This is a genomic window from Mycolicibacterium phocaicum, assembly GCF_010731115.1.
GTDB classification, from domain to species: Bacteria; Actinomycetota; Actinomycetes; order Mycobacteriales; family Mycobacteriaceae; genus Mycobacterium; species Mycobacterium phocaicum.
Window position 1 is genome coordinate 1345258 of record NZ_AP022616.1, and the last position, 18890, is coordinate 1364147.

18 protein-coding genes and 1 pseudogene are annotated in these 18890 nt (G+C 67.5%); 3 read left to right on the top strand and 16 right to left on the bottom strand.

Annotated features, from left to right (window positions below; all coding sequences use genetic code 11):
- Nucleotides 1-15: 15 nt before the first annotated feature.
- The 9 genes from G6N46_RS06550 to G6N46_RS06590 all read right to left on the bottom strand — a co-directional run bounded on the left by G6N46_RS06550 (nt 16) and on the right by G6N46_RS06590 (nt 8082).
- Entirely contained in the window at nt 16-1278 is a 1263-nt protein-coding gene (locus G6N46_RS06550; RefSeq protein ID WP_138248929.1) for an acyl-CoA dehydrogenase family protein, read from the bottom strand.
- Nucleotides 1275-2141: an SDR family oxidoreductase gene (locus G6N46_RS06555; protein WP_163692626.1), complete on the bottom strand. Its 867-nt coding sequence runs from the start codon at nt 2139-2141 to the stop codon at nt 1275-1277. Before G6N46_RS06555 ends, G6N46_RS06550 begins: the two co-directional genes overlap by 4 nt.
- Before the next feature lie 17 nt (nt 2142-2158).
- The gene (locus tag G6N46_RS06560) at nt 2159-3034 is read right to left on the bottom strand and encodes a MaoC/PaaZ C-terminal domain-containing protein (RefSeq protein WP_138248928.1); all 876 of its coding nucleotides are present in this window, start codon (nt 3032-3034) and stop codon (nt 2159-2161) included.
- A gap of 1 nt (nt 3035) precedes the next feature.
- Nucleotides 3036-3476: a type II toxin-antitoxin system Rv0910 family toxin gene (locus G6N46_RS06565; protein ID WP_138248927.1), complete on the bottom strand. Its 441-nt coding sequence runs from the start codon at nt 3474-3476 to the stop codon at nt 3036-3038.
- Nucleotides 3477-3516: 40 nt separating this feature from the next.
- Nucleotides 3517-4722, bottom strand: a complete 1206-nt coding sequence (locus G6N46_RS06570) for a lipid-transfer protein (RefSeq protein WP_138248926.1) — start codon at nt 4720-4722, stop codon at nt 3517-3519.
- Nucleotides 4723-4845: 123 nt separating this feature from the next.
- A complete protein-coding gene (locus G6N46_RS06575; protein ID WP_138248925.1) occupies nt 4846-5442 on the bottom strand; it encodes a TetR/AcrR family transcriptional regulator in 597 nt (198 codons plus the stop codon).
- Nucleotides 5443-5585: 143 nt separating this feature from the next.
- Nucleotides 5586-6488, bottom strand: a complete 903-nt coding sequence (truB, locus tag G6N46_RS06580; RefSeq protein WP_138248924.1) for a tRNA pseudouridine(55) synthase TruB — start codon at nt 6486-6488, stop codon at nt 5586-5588.
- Complete coding sequence (gene pptT, locus G6N46_RS06585) at nt 6485-7141, bottom strand: 4'-phosphopantetheinyl transferase PptT (protein ID WP_138248923.1); 657 nt, start codon at nt 7139-7141, stop codon at nt 6485-6487. Before pptT ends, truB begins: the two co-directional genes overlap by 4 nt.
- Nucleotides 7141-8082 (bottom strand): ACP phosphodiesterase PptH, encoded by a 942-nt coding sequence (locus G6N46_RS06590; protein WP_174814024.1) that lies wholly within the window; start codon nt 8080-8082, stop codon nt 7141-7143. Before G6N46_RS06590 ends, pptT begins: the two co-directional genes overlap by 1 nt.
- Nucleotides 8083-8244: 162 nt before the next feature.
- On the opposite strand from G6N46_RS06590, the pseudogene G6N46_RS06595 reads away from it, so the two are divergent.
- Together G6N46_RS06595 and G6N46_RS06600 are read left to right on the top strand one after the other, a co-directional pair.
- A pseudogene (locus G6N46_RS06595) lies at nt 8245-8819 on the top strand (DUF3558 domain-containing protein).
- 55 nt (nt 8820-8874) lie between these two features.
- Entirely contained in the window at nt 8875-10521 is a 1647-nt protein-coding gene (locus G6N46_RS06600) for a CocE/NonD family hydrolase (RefSeq protein ID WP_138248921.1), read from the top strand.
- Here G6N46_RS06600 and G6N46_RS06605 read toward each other — a convergent pair.
- From G6N46_RS06605 to G6N46_RS06615, 3 genes are read right to left on the bottom strand one after another with little or no spacing between them, the layout of a single operon-like run.
- A complete protein-coding gene (locus G6N46_RS06605; protein ID WP_138248920.1) occupies nt 10510-11058 on the bottom strand; it encodes a DUF1802 family protein in 549 nt (182 codons plus the stop codon). The two genes, G6N46_RS06600 and G6N46_RS06605, sit on opposite strands and share 12 nt — an antisense overlap.
- Nucleotides 11055-11321, bottom strand: coding sequence for a DUF2277 domain-containing protein (locus G6N46_RS06610; protein ID WP_163692628.1), 267 nt, complete (start codon nt 11319-11321; stop codon nt 11055-11057). The genes G6N46_RS06605 and G6N46_RS06610 overlap by 4 nt, the downstream gene beginning before the upstream one ends.
- A 39-nt stretch (nt 11322-11360) precedes the next feature.
- On the bottom strand, nt 11361-11711 hold the full coding sequence (locus tag G6N46_RS06615; RefSeq protein ID WP_138248918.1) for a hypothetical protein: 351 nt from the start codon (nt 11709-11711) through the stop codon (nt 11361-11363).
- Between the two features lie 480 nt (nt 11712-12191).
- Between G6N46_RS06615 and G6N46_RS06620 the strand changes: the two genes are divergently transcribed.
- On the top strand, nt 12192-12941 hold the full coding sequence (locus G6N46_RS06620; RefSeq protein WP_138248917.1) for an enoyl-CoA hydratase: 750 nt from the start codon (nt 12192-12194) through the stop codon (nt 12939-12941).
- A gap of 220 nt (nt 12942-13161) precedes the next feature.
- Here G6N46_RS06620 and G6N46_RS06625 read toward each other — a convergent pair whose 3' ends face one another.
- From G6N46_RS06625 to infB, 4 genes are all read right to left on the bottom strand, one after another.
- The gene (locus G6N46_RS06625) at nt 13162-14460 is read right to left on the bottom strand and encodes an MATE family efflux transporter (RefSeq protein WP_138248916.1); all 1299 of its coding nucleotides are present in this window, start codon (nt 14458-14460) and stop codon (nt 13162-13164) included.
- A gap of 85 nt (nt 14461-14545) precedes the next feature.
- Nucleotides 14546-15553 carry a DHH family phosphoesterase gene (locus tag G6N46_RS06630; RefSeq protein WP_275938039.1) on the bottom strand — a complete coding sequence of 336 codons (1008 nt, stop codon included), beginning with the start codon at nt 15551-15553 and terminating at the stop codon, nt 14546-14548.
- Nucleotides 15522-15998, bottom strand: coding sequence for a 30S ribosome-binding factor RbfA (gene rbfA / locus G6N46_RS06635; RefSeq protein ID WP_060999649.1), 477 nt, complete (start codon nt 15996-15998; stop codon nt 15522-15524). The genes G6N46_RS06630 and rbfA overlap by 32 nt, the downstream gene beginning before the upstream one ends.
- A gap of 3 nt (nt 15999-16001) precedes the next feature.
- Complete coding sequence (gene infB / locus G6N46_RS06640; protein ID WP_163692629.1) at nt 16002-18842, bottom strand: translation initiation factor IF-2; 2841 nt, start codon at nt 18840-18842, stop codon at nt 16002-16004.
- Nucleotides 18843-18890: the final 48 nt, after the last annotated feature.

Here is an 18890-nt window from a genome sequence, read left to right on the forward strand (position 1 = left end):
GTGGGTCCGCCGCTCTCATCCGGCCAGCAGTCCCTTCGCGATGTGGGTCACCTGAACCTCGTTGCTGCCCGCGTAGATCATCAGCGACTTGGCATCGCGCGCCAGCTGCTCGACGCGGTATTCGGCCATGTATCCGTTGCCGCCGAAGAGCTGTACGGCGTCCATGGCCACCTCGGTCGCCGCTTCCGATGAGTACAGCTTCACGGCCGACGCCTCGGACAGCGACGGGATCTTGCCGGCCTGCAGCTTCTCCAGGGTCTGGAACACCATGTTCTGCACGTTGATCCGCGCGACTTCCATCTTGGCCAGCTTGAGCTGGATCAGCTGGAACTGACCGATGTTCTGGCCCCACAGCGTGCGGGTCTTGGCGTAATCCAGGCAGCGCCGGTGACATTCGTTGATGATTCCCAATGCCATCAGCGCCACGCCGAGTCGCTCGGCCGCGAAGTTCGCCCGAGCGCTCTCCCGCCCGTCACCGCCACCATGATCTTCGGTTTCCCCGAGCAACCGGTCCGGTGTGATGCGCACATTGTCGAAGAACAGCTCACCCGTCGGCGAGGACATCATGCCCATCTTCTTGAAGGCCTTGCCCTGCGTGAGGCCCGGCATCCCGGCTTCGAGGACGAACGTCAGCACCTTGCGGTTCCGGCGGTCCGCAGTTGGGTCACCGTCGTCCAATTTGGCGTAGACGATCAGCACGTCGGCGTCGGGTCCGTTGGTGATGAAGGTCTTCTGGCCGTTGAGGATGTAGTCCGCGCCGTCGCGTTTGACGTAGGTCTTCATCCCGCCGAAGGCATCCGAACCGGCATCCGGTTCCGTGATGGCCCAGGCCGCGATCTTCTCCAGCGTCACCAGTTCCGGCAGCCAGCGTTCCTTCTGCGCGAGCGTGCCGCGGCTCGCGATGGTCGCCGCCCCCAGGCCGAGGCTGACCCCAATGGTGCTGAGCAGACCGATGCTGACACCGGCAATCTCGGACACCAGTACCGCGGCCATCGACACCTGGCCACCCAGGTCACTCATACCGCCGGACGAGCGCTTCGCCGATTCGGATTCCCCAGCGGCAGTCGCTTCCGCTTTGGCCCGTTCCTTGTCCAGCATGGTCTTGACCGCTTCCGCGGCCACCGCGTCGAGACCGAACTCGCTGAACAGCTTTCGCGCGACCGGATACGGTGACAGCTCGCCGCGTTCCAGTCCATCGCGGTGCGGCTCGACTTCTTTGGCGATGAATTCGCGGACGCTCTCGCGAATGAGTTCGTCGGACTCGGACCACTCGATCATGAGAGCTTCACCGCGATGTCGTCGATCTCCCACAGTCCGTCGGTCTCGATCGTCGTCACGTCGTGCCAGCCGCCGAGCTCGGAGATCGCGCCGCCCTGCACCGCGAAGACCTTGCCGGTCAGCGGGCACTTCTCGGTGGCCAGGTACGCCACCAGCGGCGAGATGTTCGCCGGGCTGAACAGGTCGACTTCACCATCGTCAGGCTCAGCCATGAGGGCACCCATGCCCGGAGTGGCGAGGGTGAGCCTGGTGCGGGCGATCGGGGCAATGGCGTTGGCCCGCACGCCGTATCGCTCGAGCTCTTCGGCGGCAACCAATGTCATCGCCGCGATGCCCGCCTTGGCCGCGCCGTAGTTCACCTGCCCGGCGTTCGGGATCGTCAGGCCCGATCCCGACGCAGTGTTGATGACAGCGGCGTTGGGCTGATTGCCTGTCTTGCTCTGCGCCTTCCAATAGGCCGCAGCATGCCGCAGCACCGAGAAGTGACCCTTGAGGTGCACCGAAACCACAGCGTCCCATTGGGATTCGTCCATGGTCGGGATGAAACCATCGCGCAGAATCCCGGCGTTGTTGACCACCACGTCGAGGCCCCCGAACTCGCTGACGGCCTGTTCGATGAGGCCGGCGGCGCCGTCCCACGTCGCGATGTTGTCGGTATTGGCGACGGCCGTTCCACCGGCCGCGCGAATCTCGTCGACGACCTCCTGCGCCGGTCCGGCGTCGGCACCCTCGCCGGCGTTGCTGCCGCCGAGGTCATTGACCACGACGCGCGCACCCTCGCGAGCGAACAGCAGCGCGTGCTCGCGGCCGATGCCGCGGCCGGCACCGGTGATGACGGCGATGCGTCCTTCCAAAGCTCCCATGCTCTTATCCTTTTCAGCTAGTCGGCGATTACGGCCAGGCCGTCGGTGATGGCGAATTCCTCGCCGGCGCTGCCATTTCTCACGGTCTCGAACGCATATTTCGTCGTGTGACTACCGCGGCCGGCCTGCCAGATACGGGTCTCCAGATCGTCGCCCGGGAACACCATCTTGGAGAACCGCACGGCAAATCGCTTGAGTCGGTTGACATCTTCGCCGCCGACCTCGGTCAGCACGGCCCATGAGGTGAAGGCCATGGTGCACAGGCCATGGGCGATGATGCCCGGCAGGCCGGCGTCCTTGGCGACTTCCTCATCGAGGTGGATCGGCATCGGGTCGCCCGATGCCGGTGAGTACCGGAACGTCTGATCGGCATCGACGTGCTGAATGACCTTGGCCAGCGGAGCCTGGTCCCGCAGCGTGGCGTCGAATTTGTGCTCCGGGCCCAACTCCCCGATCTTCTTGCCGGCGTTGAAACCTCGGAAGAAGCACGTCACGTACTGCTCGTTCACCAGATCACCGTCATCCGTGCGGCATTCCAGATACACGGATGCCCGGGTGCCGTTCTCGAGCCCTTCGTAGCCGAGCATCATGCCCCGCGACACCAGCTTGTCGCCGGGATAGATGGGCCGGTGGAAATGAAAGTCCTGCTCGCCGTGGACGACCCGCGGGATCAATTCCACGGGCGCCACGTCGACCGTCGGGGTCAGCAGCGATTCGAAGACCGGCACGATCGCGAATATCGGCGGGGCCACATCACCGGCGAGGTGTGCCCGGATGGGGTCATTGGTGGCCTTTGCATAATCGATAAGGTGCTCGCGGGTGACCTCGAAGTGGTCGTCCTCGGTCCATTTGTTCAGGCCGGTGTCGTCGAACACAAGTTCCTCGTCGGCCATGTCAAACCGCCGCTGCAGCGAGGGTGTCGAGCTGCTCGAGCGTCTTGTCGAGCTGCTTGGCGCCGTCCTTCTCGACGGCCTTGGCCAGCGCGCCCTTGACAAGTGCACCTTCGAAATCGCCGGCTACCTTGAATTCCGAACCGTCGCCCGAGGGCGTCACAGTGAATTCGAACGACGCTTTGACTCCGGCCATCCCGGTTCCGGACAGCGCGAACGTCGTCGGCGCGTCCATCCGCTCGATCTTCCACTCGATCTTGTTGGCCATGCCGAGCATGACGATCTTCGCGGTCAGCGTGGTGCCCGGGGTGACGGTCGCCGGCACGTCGCACATCCACTTCTCGTGGATGGTGAACCACTTGTCCCAGGTGGAGAGGTCCGAAACGATCGACCACAGCGCTTCCGGCGTGGCGGACAGCTGCTTGGTGGCTTCGATGTGTCCCATGGCTGTGCTCCTTAGTTCTTGTTCTGGTTGATGTTTCGGTTCAGCGCTCGGCGCGCTGGTAGGCAGTGACGACGGCGGCCCCACCCAGGCCGATGTTGTGCTGCAGAGCGGCGGTGACGCCCGGTACCTGACGCTTATCGGCGGTACCGCGCAGCTGCCAGGTGAGTTCGGCGCACTGTGCCAGACCGGTGGCACCGAGCGGGTGGCCTTTGGAGATCAGCCCGCCGGACGGGTTGACCACCCAGCGCCCGCCGTAGGTGGTGTCGCCGTTGTCGATCAACTTCGCGGCTTCACCTTCGCCGCACAGCCCCAACGCCTCGTACAGCAGCAGTTCGTTGGCACTGAAGCAGTCGTGCAACTCGATGACCTGGAAGTCTTCGGCACCGAGCCCCGACTGGTCGTAAACCTGCTGCGCGGCAGCGACATTCATGTGGTAACCGATCAGTGCCTTGCACGTGCCGTCGAAGCTGTTCTCGAAGTCGGTGGTCATCGCCTGCCCGACGATCTCCACCGCACGATCGGCCAGCCCGTGCTTGTCGACGAACGCCTCGCTGGCGAGGATCGCCGCACCGGAGCCGTCCGACGTCGGCGAGCACTGCAGCTTGGTGAGCGGGTCGTAGATCATCCGCGCGCCGAGGATGTCATCGAGGCTGTATTCGTCCTGGAACTGCGCGTACGGGTTGTTGACCGAATGCTTGTGGTTCTTGTGGCCGATCTTTGCGAAATGCTCAGCGGTGGAGACGAATTGCTTCATGTGCTCGCGTCCGGCCGCGCCGAACATCCACGGCGCCGGCGGGAAAAGCACCTCGCTGATCTCGGCCAGCGCCAGGAAGTGCTTCGCCATGGGCTGCTCGCGGTCGTCATATGTCGAACCGAGTGAACCGGGCTGCATCTTCTCGAATCCGAGCGCAAGCGCGCAGTCGGCCAGACCGCTGCGTACCGCACGTGCCGCGAGGTACAACGCTGTCGATCCGGTCGAACAGTTGTTGTTGACGTTGACCACCGGGATGCCTGTCATACCGAGCTCATAGACCGCCCGCTGCCCCGATGTCGACTCGCCGTACACGTAGCCGACGTAGGCCTCTTGCACCTCGCGATAGTCAATCCCGGCATCTGCCAGCGCTTCTGAACCGGACTCGCGGGCCATATCCGGATAGTCCCAGGGCGAGCCGTCCGGATTGAGCCGAGCGCCGGGCTTCTCGAACTTCGTCATACCGACGCCGACCACATACACCTTGTTGGGCATGAACCCTCTCCTTCTGCGTGTTGGCAACAACATACCGACTTGTTTGTATCTTTACAAGAGGCCAGCCGGTGCTGATGTTCAGCAATCGACGGAGATGGGTACCCGGTGGGCGAAAAGTACTAGCTAAGAGGAGGTTTCAGCAGTGACGGCACTGCCGTCGAGCGCGTCGACAAACATGCCGCGCAGCTGGCTACACACACGCTTCCAGCGCTTCTGGGCCCGTTCACTATCGCGGTCCACAAAGCTCGACAGGAGAATCCCCCGCAGCGCATCCATGGCCGTGAACGCCAGATCGCGCAGTTCTTTCTGAGCAGCTCGATTCGGAACCAGCTGCGCCAGCGCGCTGATCAACGCGCCGGTGACGATGGGCTCTACCCGATCGATATTCTCGGCCAGACCTGGGTCGGTCCGGGAGGCCACCCAAAGCTCGAGCGTGGCAACGAAAACCGGCCCCTGGTGCGATTCCCACAGGTAGTCCAGCAACGTGGATACCGGATCGGGGTTCGCTGCTACCCGCCCGAGATCCCGGATCGCGGCCTGCACCCGCTGCTCGGCGAGATGCTCCACAGCAGCCGCCACCAGGTCTTCCTTCGAACGGAAATGGTGTACCTGCGCACCGCGCGTGACACCGGCGATTTCCGCGACGCGTTGCGTCGTCGTGCCGGAGTAACCGTAGGTGACCAGGCATTCCACGGTGGCATCCAGCAGGCGCGCACGCATGGCCGCACTTCGCTCGGCCTGCGTGCGCCGCCTGGTAGGCCCATCCACCCCAGCAGTCACGATTGCATCGTACGTGGCCGGAAGGCGGATTCCGGCCCAAAACCATTCCGATTGGAACGTAAGAGCGCCGTCCGCGGCGGCCGCTACAACGTCGCCGGCCGCAGCACCACGACGCTGCTGGTGCGCTTGGGCCCGTCCTCCAGCAGCGCGATGACCCGCCCGTCGGGCGCGGTCGCAGCGTAGGTCCCGTCGATACCCGCCGGCGTGAGAGCCCGGCCATGGCGCGTGTCCTCGGTCTCGCCGTCGGTCAGGTCGCGCCGTGGGAACCCCAGCAGGCACGCCGCGTCCAGCGAGTAGCTCAACTCGGCCGCATCGGTCAGCTGTTCCAGCGTGCGCGCCTCGTCCAGCCCGTAGCGGCCAACCTTGGTGCGCCGCAACGCCGTCAGGTGCCCACCGACGCCGAGCGCGGCACCGACGTCACGGGCCAGCGCCCGGATGTAGGTGCCCGACGAGCAGTCCACCGTGACATCGACATCGACGAAATCCTCGACCCGCCGCACCGCGTCCACTGTGAAGCGTTCGATCCGTACCCGGCGGGCCGCCAACTCAGGCGCCTTGCCTTCGCGCACCAACTTGTAGGCCCGCTCGCCGTCGACCTTGATCGCACTGACGGCCGACGGCACCTGGTCTATCTCACCGCGCAATGCCGCGACCGCGGTTTCGATCTGCCCGTCGGTCACGTGCGCGGCCGAAACCGTCTGCAGCACTTCCCCTTCGGCATCCTCGGTCGACGTGGTCTGCCCGAGCCGGATGGTCGCGATATACGTCTTGTCGGTGGCGGTCAGCAGGCCCAGGATCTTGGTGGCACGCTCGATGCCGACCACCAGCACGCCGGTCGCCATGGGGTCGAGCGTGCCGGCGTGCCCGACCTTGCGGGTGCCGAACAATCGCCGGCACCTGCCGACGACGTCGTGGCTCGTCATTCCGGCGGGCTTGTCGACGATCACCAGCCCCGGCGGCGGAGCCGGCTTCGACGCCGCCTTCACAGCGAGATCGCCGTCAGGACAAGGCCGTTCGACACGGTGAAGCGGCCCGGCAATTCAATCAGCGGCGGGCCGGACTCGGCGGCCGGGTCGATGAGGATGCGGGACAGGAACGTGCCCGAACTCCCCGACGAATCCAGCTCGAACGTGATGTGCGCGTCCTCGAAACCCAGCCAGCGGTGGGTCAGCGGGAACCAGGCCTTGTACGTCGCCTCCTTGGCGCAGAACAGGATTCGGTCCCAGTGCAGGTCGCCCTCGAGCGTCCCGATGGTGTCCTGTTCGGCCGGCAGGGCAATCGCACCCAGCACGCCCTTGGGCAGCACCCCGTGCGGTTCGGCGTCGATACCGACTGAGCGCACCTCCGCGGCCCGCGCCACCACCGCGCCGCGGAAACCCTCGCAGTGCGTCAGGCTGCCGACGATCCCGTCGGGCCAGCACGGTTCGCCCTTGTCGCCCTTGAGGATCGGGACCGGGCCGACATCGAGCTTGCCCAGTGCTTCACGCGCGCAGTGTCGCACGGTGATGAACTCGTTGCGGCGCTTGGCCACCGACCGGGCGATCAGGGGCTCTTCCTCCGGTAGCGGCACGAGATCGCCCGGGTCCGAATACGTCTCGGCGGTGGCCACCACGTCGGGCAGCACCTGGGTCAGCAACATCACAACCGCCTCGAATTGATTCGGTCCTGCATCTTCTGCGCGTGCTCCCGCATTTCCTGGGTGATCTCGAAGTGGCCACCGAAGTCGTTGAGGTAGCCGGGTGGGTACTGGGGGTCCGGCAGGATTTGGCGCATCCACCGATAAGGCTTGCGGCGCCGCCACTCTCGCGGATAGCCGACCGAGACCTCCTCGAACCGCACCCCGTCGTAGTAGGTGGTGCGCGGAATGTGCAGGTGGCCGTACACCGAGCAGATGGCGTTGTAGCGGGTGTGCCAGTCCTTGGTCGCGGTGGTGCCGCACCACAGCGAGAACTCCGGATAGAACATGGCGTCGCAGGGTTCGCGCACCAGCGGGAAGTGATTGACCAGAACCGTCGACTCCATCCAGTCCAGGTCGTCGAGCTTCTTGCGGGTGACGTTCAGCCGGTCGCGGCACCACGCGTCCCGGGTGGCGTACGGCTCGCTCGACAGCAGGAACTCATCGGTCCCGACGACGTTGCGCTCCTTGGCCAGCGCGAGACCCTCGGCCTTCGTCGCGGTGCCCGCGGGCAAGAAGCTGTAGTCGTACAGCAGGAACATCGGCACGATGGTCGCCGCGCCGCCCGGGCCGGTCCAGACCGGGAACGGATGCTCGGGCGTCACGATGCCCATCTGGTCGCACATGTCGACCAGGTAGTCGTAGCGGGCCTTCCCGAAGATCTGCATCGGGTCCTTGTTGGTGGTCCACAGTTCGTGGTTGCCCGGCACCCAGATCACTTTGGCGAAGCGCTTGCGCAGCAGGTCGAGGGACCACCGGATGTCGTCGGTGCGCTCGGCGACGTCGCCGGCGACGATCAGCCAGTCGTCCGGTGAGGCCGGGTGCAGCGACTCGGTGACCGGCTTGTTTCCGGTGTGCCCGATGTGCAGGTCACTGATTGCCCAAAGGGTCGGCTGAGTCGACACAAAAATCCAGGGTACTTGGGTGACAGCAACGCCCGCCGCAGTGCCAACCGTCCCGCGCAGCGGGAGAAACTAGAACAGGTTCTCCCATCCTGTCCGGTGTGACGCAGGCGACTTGTAGACTCCCCGCAGTATTGCTCGGATCTAAGGGGTGTCATGGCAGCGATGGCCGGGAAACTACGGCTCGTGTCGGCGCTGTGTGCGCTCGTGACGGCAGGCGTGGTGGTCACACAGACCAACCCAGTGACACCGACCGGCGGCGACAACGTCGAGCTGCGCTCCACCTCCGCCCCGATGAGCAGCACCATCAAATATCCGATCATCGCCACCACGAACCCGAGCCCATTCGACCCGTGCGATCAGATTCCGCTCGACGCCATCAACGCCATGGGCCTGGGCTTCACTCCGCCCGACCACGAAGACGGCCTGCGCTGCCACTACGACGCCGGTAACTACCAGATGGCCGTCGAGCCGATCGTCTGGCGCACCTACGAGCAGACGCTGCCGGCCGACGCCGTCGAGCTGAACATCGCCGGCCACCGGGCCGCGCAGTACTGGATCATGAAGCCGACCGACTGGAATGACCGGTGGTGGGTGACCTGCATGATCACCTTCAAGACCAGCTACGGGCTGATCAACCAGTCGCTGTTCTACTCCCCGATCGAACGCCGGACCGCCCGGACTGCCTGCAGACCAACCTGCAGCGCGCCAACCAGCTGGTGCCGTTCTACAAGTTCTGATTTCCGGCCGGACCAGCGGGCACGGCGCCGACCGGTACGGATCGGTACCATCCGAATGGTGAGCTCCCGAATCGCCCGTCTCGGCTCCCGGTTGCTGAGCCGCATCCTCGACGTACCGCCCCCGACAACCGACTACACCGTCAGCCGCGTCACCACCCCGATGCGTGACGGCGTCGAACTGGTCGGCAGCCACTACGCGCCCACCGGCACCGCGAAGGGCACCCTGCTGGTGCGGTGCCCCTACGGCCGCGGCTTCCCGTTCGGCCCGGTGTTCGGCGCGACGTACGCCCGCCGCGGCTACCACGTGCTGCTGCAGAGCGTGCGCGGCACGTTCGGCTCCGGTGGCGACTTCGAACCCATGGTGAACGAGATCGCGGATGCCGTGGACACCGCCGCCTGGTTGCGCGACCAGCCGTGGTTCACCGGATCGTTCGCGACGATCGGGTTGTCGTACCTGGGCTTCACCCAGTGGGCGCTGCTCACCGATCCCCCGCCCGAACTCAAGGCCGCGATCGTCATGGTCGGCCCCCACGACTTCGCTGAATCAACCTGGGGCACAGGCGCGTTCACGCTCGACAACTTCCTGGGCTGGAGCGACATGATGGCGCACCAGGAAGACGCCCCGCTCTCCGTCGTGTTACGGCGATTCCGGGCACCGCGCCTGGTCGCCAGCACCCACACGCAGGCTCCCGCCGGGGCCGCCGGACGTCGGCTGCTGCGTTCCGGAGCGCCCTGGTACGAATCGTGGCTCAGCCACCCCGACGGCACCGACCCGTTCTGGGAGAACATGGCCCTGGCCGACACCCTCGACAAGGTCGACGTGCCGGTGCTGCTCATCGGCGGCTGGCAGGACCTGTTCCTGGAGCAGACCCTGACGCAGTTTCAGCGCCTGAAGTCGCGCGGTGTGCCGACCGCGGTCACCATCGGGTCGTGGACCCACAGCCAGGTGATGGCACGCGGCGGCGCCACGGTGCTGCGCGAATCGCTGGCCTGGCTCGATACCCACCTGGCCGAGAGTCCTACGTCACCCGAGCGGCCGGCGGTGCGGGTCGAGGTCAACGGGCAAGGCTGGCTGACCATGCCGGACTGGCCACCGGCCGCCACCGAACTCGAGCTCTACCTGCAGCCGGCGCATCGGCTCAGTGCGACCGCGCCCGCCGAGACCGCATCGCCGTCACGGTTCACCTTCGATCCGGCGGCGCCGACGCCCACGCTGGGCGGCCGGCTGCTGTCATCGGCTGCGGGCTACCAGGAGGACTCGGCGCTGAGTCGGCGCCCGGACGTCGTCGACTTCACCGGTGAGCCGCTCGCCGAAGACCTGTACCTGATCGGCAACCCGGTGATCGAGCTGACCCAGTCGTGCGACAATCCCAACCGGGACATCTTCGTCCGGCTCAGCGTGGTCGACGCACAGGGCAAGTCCCGCAACGTCAGCGACGGATTCCGTAGGCTCACAACACCTTCGGACGAACCCGCGACCGTCCGACTCGAGCTCGACGCCGTCGCGCACCGGATCCCGGCCGGGTCCAGGCTGCGGGTGATCGTCGCGGGCGGTTGCCATCCGCGCTACGACCGGAACCTCGGCACCGGCGAGCCCGTCGTCTCCGGTGAGCGCATGGTGCCGTCCACCCAGACGGTGCATCACGGTACGGGCGGGGTGTCCCGGCTGCTACTGCCGATGGTTGCACTGTCAGCCGACTGAGTCACGTACCCGCTGGGCGACGGCGGCCAGCGCGGCGTCGTCGTGCACCGGCGGGCCCCACTCCGGCGTGACGGGCAGGTCCACCCAGCTGCGGCAGCCGGCGTAGTCCGGGGTGCGCAGCAGCCGGACTGGTGCCACGAGCGGTTTCGCCTGCACCACCAGGACCGTCAGCCGGTGCCGGGGCCGGAAATCCAGCCGGTCGCTCTGCACCGATTGAGCGGTCCAGATGTGCAGATCGGCGATGGCGTCCAACCGCTCCGGGCGCTCGACTGCCACGGCGGCAACGACTTTCGCGCCGCCGCGCAGAACCACTTCGGTTTCGGTGCTGTCGCCCGCCGCCCGCTCGAGAAGATCGGCGAACTCCGGCCGGACCCGCGCCGCGTGGCTGTGCTCGACCGTCGGAAAGAACACGAACTCGGGAGCCTCTACCGCAAATCGCTTCTCCCCGATGCCGCCCTTGCGCAACAGCACCGTCTGTCGGCCGTCGAGCAGCGCCTGCACCGCCGCGCCCCACTCCTTGAGCGCGGGCGAATTCACTTGGCGGCCAGCCTCGCCTGCACCTCGGGCCGGCGCAGCGGCGGCACCGTCCGGGGTGGCTGCCGACGGGCCGGCAGCTGGTTCAGCAGCCTCTCGGTCACGGCCGTGACCTCCGCGACCGCGGCTTCGAAGGCGTCGACGTTCGCGGCGGTGGGACGGGTGATCCCGCTGACCTTGCGGATGTACTGACGTGCGGCGGCCTCGATCTCCTCGGCCGTGGCGGCCGGTTCCAGGCCACGCAGTTCGGTGATGTTCCGGCACATGGCCTCCACGATAGGCGCGCTCGGAGACGATCGGGCAAATCACCACGGTGCCAGGCGATGCCGCTTCGCCTCGGCAACGGCGCAGTAGTACGCCGAGGTCGACGGAAGCCACAGCAGGACCAGGACAGCGATCGCGACAACCACAAACGCTGCGTTGATGGTTCCTTCGACGACCACGTGGCTGGCCAGGGCGTTCGGAACACCGTCGCCCGTAATTGCCACAATGTCGCCCACGAGGAATGCCAGACGCATCACGATGCCGATGGCGCCCAAAACCGTGGCCACAACACGGGCCCATGCGACGGCCTTGACAGCAGCGAGGGCCATCCAGATCCACAGCCCGAGCTGCACGACGCCGAAAAGGAGCAGCGCCACCAACAAGTCGATCATCTGCCCTGCCCGCTCGGCCTCGGATCCCGCAGGCAGGCCCTCGGCGAATCGCGCCCCCCAGTGCGGCGAGGACGACAACGAGTGCGGCGCCTATCCACATCCCGACGATCGCCAGCGACAGTGTCAGAGGGCGTTGACCAGGGTCCGCAAGCGGGCCGGGCGGGCCGGGCGGATGCGGCTGGAGGTTGTAGTCGACCGGCAACGGCTGGCCGGCTGGGATTTGCCCGTACTGCATGCCATGGGGGGTCAGACATGACGGTCACCTCTCATCGACGTAGGGGCGCCGACGGAGGTGGATTTCGCCTGGGTTCAGCGCTTCTCGAGTATGCGCGGACCTTGCCGGCCCGAAGGTTCAGTGGGCGGTGGCCACCGCCATTCCTTACATGATCCTGTGGTTGTGGCCGTCATCCCAGGTGGCAAGTGACGGTTCCCGGCCGCAAGTTACGGTGTCGGTGGGTGACCACGAAATAAGGAGCCAATGTGACTGACGTTCTACTGATCGACACCACCGACCGCGTACGCACCCTGACGCTGAACCGGCCGAAGTCGCGGAACGCGCTGTCCTACGAGCTGCGTGATGCCTTCTACGGCGCACTGCGCCATGCCGAGGCCGACCCGGACGTCGATGTGGTGATCCTGACGGGCGCCGACCCCGTGTTCTGCGCCGGTCTGGACCTCAAGGAGCTCGGCGAGGGCGCGGATCTGCCGGACATCTCGCCGAAGTGGCCCAACATGACCAAGCCCGTGATCGGCGCCATCAACGGTGCCGCCGTCACCGGCGGCCTGGAACTGGCGCTGTACTGCGACATCCTGATCGCCTCGGAGAACGCCAAGTTCGCCGACACCCACGCCCGCGTCGGCCTGCTGCCGACCTGGGGTCTGAGTGTGCGACTGCCGCAAAAGGCCGGCGTCGGGCTGGCCCGCCGGATGAGCCTGACCGGCGACTACCTGTCCGCGGCGGAGGCACTGCGCGCCGGGCTGGTCACCGAGGTGGTCCCGCACGACGAGCTGCTCCCGACCGCACGCCGCGTCGCCGCCTCGATCGTCGGGAACAACCAGAACGCCGTTCGCGCGCTGCTGGACTCGTACCACAAGATCGACGGCTCGCAGACCGACGCCGGGCTGTGGATCGAAGCCGCGTCGGCCCGGAAATGGATGGACGCGTCCAGCGGCAACGACATCGCCGCCAACCGCGACGCCGTCATGCAGCGCGGCCGCACCCAGGTCTGATAGCTGTCCTTTCCTTCCCGCGAGCTGTCCTCTCCTTCCCGCGAGCTGTCCTTTCCTTCCCGCGAGCTGTCCTTTCCTTCCCGCGAGCGGCCGTGTCTGTACGCCGACACGCCGCTCCAGCTGTGCAAGAACGTCCCGCTCACCAGCGCTGAGCGGGACGTTTTTGCACGGAAACCACGGTGTGTCGGGTACAGACACGGCCGCTCGCGAGAGGAGCCAATCAAGCCCAGCGGCCGGACAACGCACGCCAGCCCACGAAGACGAGCCGCAGCACCAGGAACGTACTGAGCCCGGACCAGATACCGGCCAGACCCCAGCCGAAGGCCAGCGACAGCCAGATCAGCGGCAGGAAGCCGACGAGCCCGCTGATCAGGGTGGCGTTGCGCATGAACTTCGCGTCACCGGCGCCCAGCAGCACCCCGTCGAGGGCGAAAACGATTCCGGCGATGGGCAATTGGGCCACCATGAACCACCACGGGATGCCGATCTGACCGCGCACCCCCGCGTCCGAGGTGAACAACGCGGGCAACACCCCGGCGCCGAGCGCGAACACCGCCGCCAACACCGTCGCCGCGGCAGCCGAGTAGATCGTCACACGCCGCGCCACTGTCTTGGCGTGCGCCGGCTCCCCCGCGCCGAGGGCCGCACCCACCAGCGACTGCGCCGCGATGGCCAGCGAATCCAGCACCAACGCAAGGAAATTCCACAGCTGCAGCACCACCTGATGGGCGGCGACGGCGGCCGCGCCGAACCTGGCCGCGACTGCGCCGGCAGACAGGAAACACACCTGGAACGCAAGGGACCGCAGCACGAGGTCGCGTCCCATGGTCAGTTGTGCGCGCAGCACGTCGGGCCGCAGCCGCAGCGAAACCCGTTCGGACAGCAGCGCATACCCGAACAGCGCCGCGGCGAGCCACTGCCCCACGAGATTCGCGACGGCCGAGCCCGTCAGGCCCAGCCGTGGCAATCCGAGCCACCCGAAGACCAGGAGCGGGCATAGCACCGCCGAAACACCCACGCCGACAAGCACATAACGCAGCGGCCGCACCGTGTCCTGCACGCCGCGCAGCCAGCCGTTGCCGGCCATGGACATCAGGATCGCGGGCACGGCCAGGACCGCGACACGCAGCCACGGTAGTGCGGTCTCGGCGATGCCGCCCCGAGACCCGGCAATGGCCGTGAGCAGAAACGGCGCCAGCGCCTGCACGACAGCGACGATCAGCAACCCGACACCCAGTGCCAGCCACGTGGCCTGCACCCCCTCGCCGACCGCGCCGGCCCGGTCACCGGCGCCGAAGCTCCGGGCAGATCGCGACGTCGTGCCGTACGACAGGAACGTCAGCTGCGACCCGACCAGGCTCAGGATCAGCCCGCCGACGGCCAGACCTGCCAAGGGCAGCGCACCCAGCCGGCCGACGACCGCGGTGTCCAGCAGGAGGTAGATCGGCTCGGCGGCGAGCACCCCGAGGGCGGGGAAAGCCAGCCCCGCGATGCGTCGGCCGGTGACCTCGGTGGTCATGACGCGCACCCTCGTGGCCGACGAGCGGCCCCGAAATGCGCGCAATTTGCGGCGTGTCGCCGTACAAACACGGACGCTCGCGGGATCAAGAGAGGGCGGCGACGAGGGCCGCGACAACGTCCTCGGTGGTTCCGGTCGGTGAGTAGCCCGCCGCGAACCGGTGGCCGCCGCCGCCGAACGTACTGGCCAGCACCGACACATCGACCTCGGTCTTGGCGCGCAGGGACACCGACCACTGCCCCGGTTCGATCTCTTTGAGCACCGCGGCCACCTCGGCCTCGGACGTGGTCCGCACGATGTCCACGATGCTCTCGACCTCTTCCGATCGCGCAGCCGCGTATTCCTGGTGCGCCACAACGGCATACACCAGGCCTTTGCCGCCGGCAGCCTCGGGCACCAGGCACGCCGTCGACAGCACCCGGGACAGCATGGGCAGCCACGAGTACGGGTGGGTGTCGAGCAGCGCGCGGCTGACCGCTGCGTTGTCGACGCCGATGTCGAGCAGCCGCGCCGCGAGCCGGTAGGCCCGGGCGCTGGCCCACCGGAACGAGCCGGTGTCGGTGGTCAGCCCGGCGTACAGGCAGTGCGCCACCGGCAGCTCGATCGGCTTGCCCCAGGCGTCCAGCAGCTCGGCCACCAGCATGGTGGTCGAATCCGCCGACGGGTCAACGTAATTCGCGGTGCCGAACAACCGGTTCGAGGCGTGGTGATCGATCACCAGCACCTGTCGCCCGGGATCGGCCAGCTTGGCCAACGAACCCAGGCGGTTGACGCTCGGAATGTCGACGGTGACCACCAGGTCGGCGTCCGGACGCATCTGGTCCGGCGGCACCAGCAGGTGCCCGCCCGGCAGGGTCTGCAGCGAGTCCGGCACGGTCGCAGGAGCGGCAAAACCGACCTGCACGTCCTTGCCGGCTTCGCTGAGCACCAATGCGAGCGCCAGGCCCGCCCCGATGGTGTCGGCGTCGGGGTAGACGTGGGCAACCACGCTCACGCTCTCGACCGCACCGAGCAGATCGGCCGCACCGCGCGCGTCAACCCGCGCGCCCTGCGGCCGAATCTCAGTCGTCGGTTCGATCGCCGTCACCTGCATCCTCGGAATCGCTGTCCCCCACCACACGGTACGGATCGGCGTCACCGGCGTGCTTGGCACCTTCGCGGATTCGGGCCACGTCCTCGTCGGCGGCGCGGGCCCGGGCCAGCAGCTCTTCCATCTTCAGAGCCGCATCCGGCACGGTGTCGCGCTCGAAAGTCAGCGTGGGCGTGAACCGAACCCCGGTTCCCGCACCGACTTTCGAGCGCAACGCGCCCTTCGCCTTCTCCAGCGCAGCCGCGACACCGGCGTAGTCCGGCTCCTCGTCGAGGCTGGTCCCGATGACCGTGTAGTACAGCGTCGCGTCGTGCAGATCACCGGTCATCTTGGCATCGGTGATCGTCACGCCGTCGAGCCTCGGATCCTTGATCTCATACTCGATCGCCGAGGCGACGATCGTCGAGATGCGCTTGGCCAATCGCTTGGCCCGTGCGGGATCAGCCATGTACTACGTCCGAGCCTTCTCGACGAGCTCGTACGTCTCGATGACGTCGCCTTCCTTGATGTCGTTGTAGGTCAGCGTCAGACCGCATTCGTAACCTTCGCGCACCTCGGTGGCGTCGTCCTTCTCGCGCTTGAGCGAAGACACCGTGAGGTTCTCGGCGATGACGATGTTGTCGCGCAGCAGGCGGGCCTTGGCGTTACGCCGCATGATGCCCGACTGCACGAGGCAACCTGCGATGTTGCCGACCTTCGACGACCGGAAGATGGCGCGGATCTCGGCGCGGCCGAGCTCCTTCTCCTCGTAAACCGGCTTGAGCATGCCCTTCAGCGCGCTCTCGATCTCGTCGATGGCCTGGTAGATCACCGAGTAGTACCGGATCTCCACACCCTCGCGGTTCGCCAGCTCCGTCGCCTTGCCCTCGGCACGAACGTTGAAGCCGATGATGATCGCGTCCGAAGCCGACGCCAGGTTGACGTTGGTCTCGGTGACGCCACCTACACCGCGGTCGATGACGCGCAGTTCCACCTCGTCGTCGATCTGGATGCCCATCAAGGCCTCCTCGAGCGCCTCGACGGTGCCCGAGTTGTCGCCCTTCAGGATCAGGTTCAGCTGGCTGGTTTCCTTCAGCGCCGAATCCAGATCTTCCAGGCTGATGCGCTTGCGCGAACGGGCGGCCAGCGCGTTGCGCTTGCGCGCGCTGCGCCGGTCGGCGATCTGCCGGGCGATGCGGTCTTCGTCGACGACCAGGAAGTTGTCGCCGGCGCCGGGCACCGAGGTGAAACCGATGACCTGGACCGGACGCGACGGGAACGCCTCTTCGACGTCCTCGCCGTGCTCGTCGACCATGCGGCGGACGCGGCCGTAGGCGTCGCCGGCGACCACCGAGTCACCGACGCGCAGCGTGCCGCGCTGCACCAGCACCGTGGCGACCGGGCCGCGACCGCGGTCCAGGTGCGCCTCGATGGCCACACCCTGGGCCTCCATGTCGGGGTTGGCCCGCAGGTCCAGCGAGGCATCCGCGGTCAGCAGCACTGCTTCGAGCAGGCCGTCGATGTTGGTGCCCTGCTTGGCCGAGATGTCCACGAACATGGTGTCGCCGCCGTAGTCCTCGGCCACCAGGTTGTACTCGGTCAGCTGCGCCCGGATCTTCTGCGGATCCGCGCCTTCCTTGTCGATCTTGTTGACCGCCACCACGATCGGCACATCAGCGGCCTGTGCGTGGTTGATGGCCTCCACCGTCTGCGGCATGACACCGTCGTCGGCGGCGACCACGAGGATCGCGATGTCGGTGGCCTTGGCGCCACGGGCACGCATGGCGGTGAACGCCTCGTGACCCGGGGTGTCGATGAACGTCACCAGACGCTCGTTGCCGTCCAGCTCGGTCAGCACCTGGTAGGCGCCGATGTGCTGGGTGATGCCACCGGCTTCGCCCTCGCGGACGTTCGCCTTACGGATGGTGTCGAGCAGTCGCGTCTTACCGTGGTCGACGTGGCCCATGACGGTGACCACCGGCGGCCGGCTGGCCAGGTCGTCCTCGTCGCCGGCGTCCTCGCCGTAGGTCAGGTCGAACGACTCGAGCAGCTCGCGGTCCTCGTCCTCCGGGGACACGACCTGCACGACGTAGTTCATCTCGCTACCGAGCAGCTCGAGGGTGTCGTCACCCACCGACTGCGTGGCGGTCACCATCTCGCCCAGGTTGAACAGCGCCTGCACCAGCGAAGCCGGGTTGGCGTTGATCTTCTCGGCGAAGTCGCTCAGGGACGCACCGCGAGCGAGGCGGATGACCTCGCCGTTGCCGTGCGGCAACCGCACGCCACCGACGATCGGGGCCTGCATGTTCTCGTATTCGGCGCGTTTTGCGCGCTTCGACTTACGGCCACGACGGGGCGCGCCACCCGGACGCCCGAAGGCACCCGCGGCACCGCCGCGCTGACCGGGACGACCGCCGCCGCCACCGGGACCACCGCCACCGGGGGCGCCGCCGCCACCGGGACGACCGCGGAAGCCACCACCGGCACCTGCACCTGCGCCGCCACCGGCGCCACCGCCGCGGTAGTTACCGCCGCCACCGGCACCGCCGGGACGAGGGCCACCACCGGGACGCGGACCGCCACCGGGGCCGGGACGCGGACCACCCGGACGACCGACGGCACCCGGACGGGCACCCGGCGGACGCGGGGGCATGTTGCCCGGCGTGACACCCGGACGCGGGCCGCCGCCAGGACGGGGACCGCCGGCGCCGGGACCCGGACGTGGGCCACCGGGACCGGGAGCCGGACGCGGGGCCGGGCGCTCGACCGGCTGCTGGGAAGAGAAGGGGTTGTTGCCGACGCGCGGAGCCCGCGGAGCCGGTTTGGGTGCGCCGGGACGCGGACCCGGGGTCGCACCCGGGGTGGCCGGACGCGGCTGAGCCGGAGCGGCCGGGGCCGCGGACGCTGCCGGAGCGGCAGGCGCTGCGGGAGCCGGGGCCTGGGGCTGCGGCGCTGCGGGCCGCGGGGCACCGGGCTTGGGGCCACCGGCGGCGGGAGCTGCCGGTGCTGCGGGCGCCGGAGCTGCTGCGGCCGGCGCTGCCGGTGCAGGCGCGGCGGGTGCCGGCTTGGGTGCGCCGGGCTTCGGGGCACCCGACGGCTTGGCCGCGGGGGCGGCCGGTGCCGCAGAAGCTTCCGCCTTGGACGGCTTGCCGCCGCCGAAAGCTTCACGCAACCGGCGTGCGACGGGCGCCTCCACGGTGGAGGACGCAGATTTTACGAATTCGCCCTGTTCGCTCAGTCGGGCGAGCACTTCCTTGCTGGTGACACCGAGTTCTTTGGCCAACTCGTGTACGCGTGCCTTACCTGCTGCCACTTCTCTCCTCGTCGTGAGGCGTCAGCGGTGGGTAGGCCGCGCCTCGGT

Excerpts from the sequence above, each read along its gene's own strand:
- G6N46_RS06550 (WP_138248929.1), bottom strand. The coding sequence starts at position 1,278 with ATGATCGAGTGGTCCGAGTCCGACGAACTCATTCGCGAGAGCGTCCGC.
- G6N46_RS06555 (WP_163692626.1), bottom strand. The coding sequence starts at position 2,141 with ATGGGAGCTTTGGAAGGACGCATCGCCGTCATCACCGGTGCCGGCCGC.
- G6N46_RS06560 (WP_138248928.1), bottom strand. The coding sequence starts at position 3,034 with ATGGCCGACGAGGAACTTGTGTTCGACGACACCGGCCTGAACAAATGG.
- G6N46_RS06565 (WP_138248927.1), bottom strand. The coding sequence starts at position 3,476 with ATGGGACACATCGAAGCCACCAAGCAGCTGTCCGCCACGCCGGAAGCG.
- G6N46_RS06570 (WP_138248926.1), bottom strand. The coding sequence starts at position 4,722 with ATGCCCAACAAGGTGTATGTGGTCGGCGTCGGTATGACGAAGTTCGAG.
- G6N46_RS06575 (WP_138248925.1), bottom strand. The coding sequence starts at position 5,442 with ATGCGTGCGCGCCTGCTGGATGCCACCGTGGAATGCCTGGTCACCTAC.
- pptT (WP_138248923.1), bottom strand. The coding sequence starts at position 7,141 with ATGTTGCTGACCCAGGTGCTGCCCGACGTGGTGGCCACCGCCGAGACG.
- G6N46_RS06600 (WP_138248921.1), top strand. The coding sequence starts at position 8,875 with ATGGTGAGCTCCCGAATCGCCCGTCTCGGCTCCCGGTTGCTGAGCCGC.
- G6N46_RS06610 (WP_163692628.1), bottom strand. The coding sequence starts at position 11,321 with ATGTGCCGGAACATCACCGAACTGCGTGGCCTGGAACCGGCCGCCACG.
- G6N46_RS06615 (WP_138248918.1), bottom strand. The coding sequence starts at position 11,711 with ATGATCGACTTGTTGGTGGCGCTGCTCCTTTTCGGCGTCGTGCAGCTC.
- G6N46_RS06625 (WP_138248916.1), bottom strand. The coding sequence starts at position 14,460 with ATGACCACCGAGGTCACCGGCCGACGCATCGCGGGGCTGGCTTTCCCC.
- G6N46_RS06630 (WP_275938039.1), bottom strand. The coding sequence starts at position 15,553 with ATGCAGGTGACGGCGATCGAACCGACGACTGAGATTCGGCCGCAGGGC.
- rbfA (WP_060999649.1), bottom strand. The coding sequence starts at position 15,998 with ATGGCTGATCCCGCACGGGCCAAGCGATTGGCCAAGCGCATCTCGACG.